6 protein-coding genes and 1 pseudogene are annotated in these 4,930 nt (G+C 46.3%); 4 read left to right on the forward strand and 3 right to left on the reverse strand.

The window, feature by feature from the left end; all coding sequences use genetic code 11:
- Positions 1-462: 462 nt before the first annotated feature.
- From O9290_RS20535 to O9290_RS20545, 3 genes are read left to right on the forward strand one after another with little or no spacing between them, the layout of a single operon-like run.
- Positions 463-1,845: a lipase/acyltransferase domain-containing protein gene (locus O9290_RS20535; RefSeq protein ID WP_288057725.1), complete on the forward strand. Its 1,383-nt coding sequence runs from the start codon at positions 463-465 to the stop codon at positions 1,843-1,845.
- A 2-nt stretch (positions 1,846-1,847) separates the two neighbouring features.
- The gene (locus O9290_RS20540; protein ID WP_288057723.1) at positions 1,848-2,489 is read left to right on the forward strand and encodes a hypothetical protein; all 642 of its coding nucleotides are present in this window, start codon (positions 1,848-1,850) and stop codon (positions 2,487-2,489) included.
- 44 nt (positions 2,490-2,533) lie between these two features.
- On the forward strand, positions 2,534-2,617 hold the full coding sequence (locus tag O9290_RS20545; protein ID WP_288028167.1) for a hypothetical protein: 84 nt from the start codon (positions 2,534-2,536) through the stop codon (positions 2,615-2,617).
- Here the strand turns inward: O9290_RS20545 and O9290_RS20550 are convergent.
- Genes O9290_RS20550 through O9290_RS20560 form a run of 3 tightly spaced genes read right to left on the reverse strand, consistent with a single transcriptional unit; the run spans position 2,593 to position 4,541 of the window.
- Complete coding sequence (locus O9290_RS20550) at positions 2,593-3,021, reverse strand: type IV pilin-like G/H family protein (RefSeq protein WP_002760895.1); 429 nt, start codon at positions 3,019-3,021, stop codon at positions 2,593-2,595. The two genes, O9290_RS20545 and O9290_RS20550, sit on opposite strands and share 25 nt — an antisense overlap.
- 24 nt (positions 3,022-3,045) lie before the next feature.
- Positions 3,046-3,738 (reverse strand): RNA-binding protein, encoded by a 693-nt coding sequence (locus tag O9290_RS20555; protein ID WP_190359668.1) that lies wholly within the window; start codon positions 3,736-3,738, stop codon positions 3,046-3,048.
- A 20-nt stretch (positions 3,739-3,758) separates the two neighbouring features.
- Positions 3,759-4,541 (reverse strand): DUF2092 domain-containing protein, encoded by a 783-nt coding sequence (locus O9290_RS20560; RefSeq protein ID WP_190359667.1) that lies wholly within the window; start codon positions 4,539-4,541, stop codon positions 3,759-3,761.
- A 101-nt stretch (positions 4,542-4,642) separates the two neighbouring features.
- Here O9290_RS20560 and O9290_RS20565 point away from each other — a divergent pair.
- A pseudogene (locus tag O9290_RS20565) lies at positions 4,643-4,930 on the forward strand (hypothetical protein); the annotation flags it as partial.

Below are 4,930 nucleotides of genomic sequence, written 5' to 3' on the forward strand. Positions count from 1 at the left end.
AGGGAGACTTCATTTATTGAGAGTTTGTTGTTCCTTTCTCACCCTTTGGTAGCTATTCATTTAAGTAGGGAGGCACAATTCTTTGTAGGATGGGTTAGCGGTAGCGTAACCCATGCGGGAGTTGGGTTTCATGCTTCAACCTAACCTACGTTCATCTTATATTTAATTCCACCCACCCACTTAAGTTAAGTTATTTGATTAAGGTGTAGAATGGATGGTATTGATTATAACTCAGATATTGGGTGGTAATTTGGGAAAAAGGTAGTGTTGGGTTTCGTCACCTCAACCCAACCTACAAGATCAGCGGTCGCACTGGGGTTCCGAATTGGCATTACATTAAAATTTAATGTTTTACCCTTGGCTATGGTGGGATAATTAAGCTAGGTTCTGTGGGAGGTTGTTGTACCGATCCTATTTAGCCGCTTCTAACATCACTAGACCGACAGAGGATGAGTACAGAGTATGAGTAGGAATTGTAGTCCGGTCATCTTCGTCCCTGGAATCGGCGGCTCAAGACTGCGTAACCGGAACACTGGCAAAGTCGTCTGGGGTAACTTGGAGACAATGTTCGGTGATCTGCAAAAGATTTCACTTCCAGATAGAGACACCGACCTCATAGAAGCCACAGAAGTTATTGACAAAATTGTTATCTTTTGTCCTTTTCAGACAAGTTTTTACGGAGAAATTGAAACATTCCTGTGTAAGAATCTCAGTTATGCCCGGGATAAGGATCTTTTCTTTTTTTGCTACGACTGGCGACAGGATTGTGCAGTCTCAGCCGAGAAATTAAAAGAATATATCGGTGAGCGTTATGACCAGTTAGGGAAGAAGTTGACAATTGTAGCCCATAGCATGGGAGGACTGATCGCTCGCTATTGTACAGATTGTCTCGAAGCGCATCAGTATGTCGATAAAATTATCGCGTTGGGTACGCCCCATAGAGGAAGTCCTAATGCTTTAGAGTCACTCTTGAAGGGAGCTTGTGTTTTTCCGGGGGGGTTCCGCCGTCAAGAGACGCTTAAATGTCTCAAAACTTTTCCTTCAGCTTATCAACTACTCCCAACTCTTGGCTCAAAGGAAGTTTATATTCAGGACGACCACATGAGTCCGGTTGATATATTTAAGGAGTTAGACTGGCTCGGAACTAAATCTGAACAGTCCCAATACGGAAGTTTAGTAAGCAATGCCAAGATATTCCACGATAGGCTCACAAAAGCTCGTTCAAATTCGTCAGGACGGTTGCCAACTATTTACAGTGTCTACGGATATGGACAGCATACGCTCATGCAAATAACTGTCCCTCGTGACGATTCTAATCGATGGAATTTAGCAAGTTATTTTAGAAACAGGAATGGCGATAAAACTGTGCCTGAAGACAGTGCTATATTTTACCGAAACCCAAACCAGATATGTCCTGTATCCCAGCCTCACGGTTCAATTTTTAACGATAAAAACGCTCACGCCTACCTTGAGAATTTGCTTTGCCATGCTAACAATCGTTATCAGATAACTGAAGGTAAAAGTTTGTTGATGGTACTCAACGATTGCTTCTTGTATGAACCAGAGAAGATTATACGGGCGTTTATTGGGCTAGTAGATGAGGTAGGAAAATTAATTCAGGGTGTGCGCTTTACTCTTAATCTTTTCACTCAGGAAAGAGAGATTGTATCTTCTGTAGAGTCGCCTCCTCCAAACACGCCTGAATCCAAATTAAGACCCGTTGATATTGGCGTTCCTGCTCAAACTGGCGGATATATCCTACAAGCTTCTGTTGAGCCGTTCCGCGAGATAAATCCTGTTGAAGAGTACATTGGTGTCAAAAAATTGCAAGAACTGGGGCAATAACTATGAATAGCACAGAAATGAGTTCTCATGAATCTTTTGATCGATATGTATCCGAAGGTAAGCTGGTTATCTCTCCTACCAGACCTAAATTTTTGTTAGCAGCAGAGTTGATATTCGAGAAGGATGAATTGGTTAAAAAAGTAAAGGAAGCTATTGATGAAATTGAAATGCGATGTCATTACGGCTCACAGAAACCTCCCCGTAGAAGAGGTATTATAAGAGAAAACGGATGGGTTAGGGTTGGTGGTATCCGATTACCTATAAGAGGTCTAGAAAGTCAAAGAGCCAAGGCAATGACTGGGACTCAAACAGAAACAACTTTTGATCAAAGTTCTCAACAATCTTGTGAACTACCCGAAGGCAAGTCGATGATTTCTGAAGTTTCCAATCCACATTATGTTTGTCTCCCAGTCCGAGTTGAATTCGGTAATTATACCGATACCGAGTTGTCATTCAACATCAAGGAGGGAACACGTTGCGCTATATTGCCTCCAGACAAACTGTCGTCAATTGTGACTGAATGTAGCTGTTCTCTAGATGAAGGTAGATCTCACGTGGCTCATGATTATAAGTTTACTCTAGAACCGTTTGGGCATCAGTCACAAGTTATCTATGTCAATGTTGCTTTGATTATTGACCCTTGATTACTATGTTTTCTGCTCTATCTCTTTTTTCGGGTGCAGGCGGTATGGATATTGGTGTTCGTCAAGCTGGCTTTGAGGTATTAGCTTGTATTGAAATCGATCCTCACGGATCCGCCGGACGCGTCTGACCGGGATTGGTATTCTGACAGATAATCGTCGTGATTTTCGGGTCTTGGTTAGGAGTGATAAAAGCCGCACCCACATAAGCTTTTAGCTGATTGCTGACGGTTGAGCGAGCGGGGATAACGTAGCTATAGGCGGCCTCGGAAGTGGTGCGAATGGCATAATCAAAGGTTTTCGGCAAAGTAACCCCGAAATCATCTTGAACATTGTCAACTTTCGCTCGAAAATTACCGTTATTCTGATAATAGGTGCGCTGTCCCTCGGTCATCTTGGCGACGGCTTGCAAAGCGGCGTTTTGGTCTTGAGCGATCGAATTACCTGTTTGACTTAGAGTCAGATTCCCTGTAGCGAGGAGAGCGAGAGAACTAACAAGGAAAGCGAGGGAAAAATGTCGGTTAGGTTTTCTCATGGGATATTCAAGGCTAATAAATCTTTAAAAAGGTGCGGTCACGACCCGATAGTAAACCCCGTTAGCACCGTAGGCGGGACTTAACCAAGCCGTACCGCAGCGGTAATAAGTGCTTGTACCAACTGGGTTATAAACGCATCCCCCTGGGAGGTTAGTATAGATCGCTCCGAGGGCGTAGGCACTGCCCGCCGCAAAGCCCGCATTGTAGGATTCCGCTTGATTGGCAGTGGCAGCCGTTGCGCCGAGGGCGACTCCCGTGGTGGCCGCCGCTCCGGCCGCGGCCCAACCACCGCAGTTATAACAGCCCGCACCGTAGTAACTATTGACAACGGTGGGCGGATGATAGGTGGCGTAGGTGCCGCCGTAGTAGGTGCCGTGATAGCCATAAACTGAGGTTCCGTAGGGGGTAGTACCGCTCCAAGAACCGTCCCCACCGGAGGCCGAGCCACCCCGATAGCCGTTGACACCCCAAGAACCATCGTCCCCGGAGGCAGTGGTGCCACGGAATCCCGTCCCACTCCAAGAACCGTCACCACCGGAGGCCGAGCCACCCCGATAGCCGGAGGCACTCCAAGAACCATCACCCCCGGAGGCGGTACCGCGAAAACCGGAGGCACTCCAAGAACCTCCCCCGGCATGGAACCAAGCGGCGGCCGGTGAGGAAGCAAGCAGTATAGTGGTTAGAAAACCCATGACACCAAAAACGAGATTTTTCATCAGCGAAATCCTCCAGATATTTAAGGTTGGGGAGAGGGAGCTAAAGCCGGGGGTTCGGGACGAGCGAAAGGAATCGGTTTAGCTTGATTGCTATTAGTAAAGGTAAAGGTGTTCGGAGCGATCGGAATATCGAGTTGCCAGTTATCAAAGGCTACCTGATGACGAAGACGAGCGGGATCGTCGCGATAGACGGCGCGGATCATGCGCGGCAGTTTATCTTCGACCCCGATCCACAATTGGGCAAAAATTTTGTTATTAGCGATCGCTATCATCTTGGTGGTGGTTCCTCCCACCACTTGCGATTGTCCGATCAAGAAGGCATAGGTCAAACCGGGGGCGATATCTTGGTAGGGATCGGCAACGATGATATCGGTAAAGGGGAAATAGATGGCGGCGGCATCGTAAGCCAATTTTAAAGCGGCATCGAGATTGTTAGGAGCTTTGGTGACAGCCACCAGATTTTCCGTTGGCAAATAGGCGGTAATAGTTTTGCCATCGTAGTAGAATTGGTTAGCCTGACCGTCTCCCGGACTAATCACCCTGAGCTTATTGGGCCGTTCCAGGGTGACATCGGCGATCGTTGTGTACACCAGAGGTGGGCCGATACGACTGGGACTCTCGTAGGTGATAGTGGCGGTAAAGGCCAGGGAACGAGCGGCACTTAAGCGATCGCTCATTTGCTTGAGAATTGCTAGGGCCTTGGGTTCAATTTTTGCGGGAGTTTCTGCTGAGACCGGGGAAACGATTCCCAGCCCAGAGGAGCTAATTAGACCCAGTAAAAGGATTTTTGGCAGAAAATTCATGGCAGCTCTGAAAATCTAGTTTTTGTTAATGTGCTTAGACTGCTCGCAAAAATAACCGAGGAATTATTAATTAAACTGGTGACTTGTTTTTTGATTGATTGATGGCTTTTACCGCTTCTGTTGCTGGAGAACCTCCATTTTATTTCTCAATTCTAAGATTTGGTTGTTTTCATCAGCAAAAGTTTATAAATTTGACCTGGGGGAAGTCAGGGCATTGTTCTGTCGAAAAAGAGTCACGACTCGAGGTAATAAGTAGGGAGGCACAATTATTTGTAGGATGGGTTAGCGGTAGCGTAACCCATGCGGGCGTTGGGTTTCATGCTTCAACCCAACCTACGTTCATCTTATATTTAATTCCACCCACCCACTTAGATGGTAGTTTTCACAAT

The sequence above is a fragment of the Microcystis sp. LE19-41.2A genome, assembly GCF_027530405.1.
In the GTDB taxonomy this organism is placed as follows: domain Bacteria; phylum Cyanobacteriota; class Cyanobacteriia; order Cyanobacteriales; family Microcystaceae; genus Microcystis; species Microcystis aeruginosa.

Excerpts from the sequence above, each read along its gene's own strand:
- O9290_RS20560 (WP_190359667.1), bottom strand. The coding sequence starts at position 4,541 with ATGAATTTTCTGCCAAAAATCCTTTTACTGGGTCTAATTAGCTCCTCT.
- O9290_RS20555 (WP_190359668.1), bottom strand. The coding sequence starts at position 3,738 with ATGAAAAATCTCGTTTTTGGTGTCATGGGTTTTCTAACCACTATACTG.
- O9290_RS20535 (WP_288057725.1), top strand. The coding sequence starts at position 463 with ATGAGTAGGAATTGTAGTCCGGTCATCTTCGTCCCTGGAATCGGCGGC.
- O9290_RS20545 (WP_288028167.1), top strand. The coding sequence starts at position 2,534 with ATGGATATTGGTGTTCGTCAAGCTGGCTTTGAGGTATTAGCTTGTATT.
- O9290_RS20550 (WP_002760895.1), bottom strand. The coding sequence starts at position 3,021 with ATGAGAAAACCTAACCGACATTTTTCCCTCGCTTTCCTTGTTAGTTCT.
- O9290_RS20540 (WP_288057723.1), top strand. The coding sequence starts at position 1,848 with ATGAATAGCACAGAAATGAGTTCTCATGAATCTTTTGATCGATATGTA.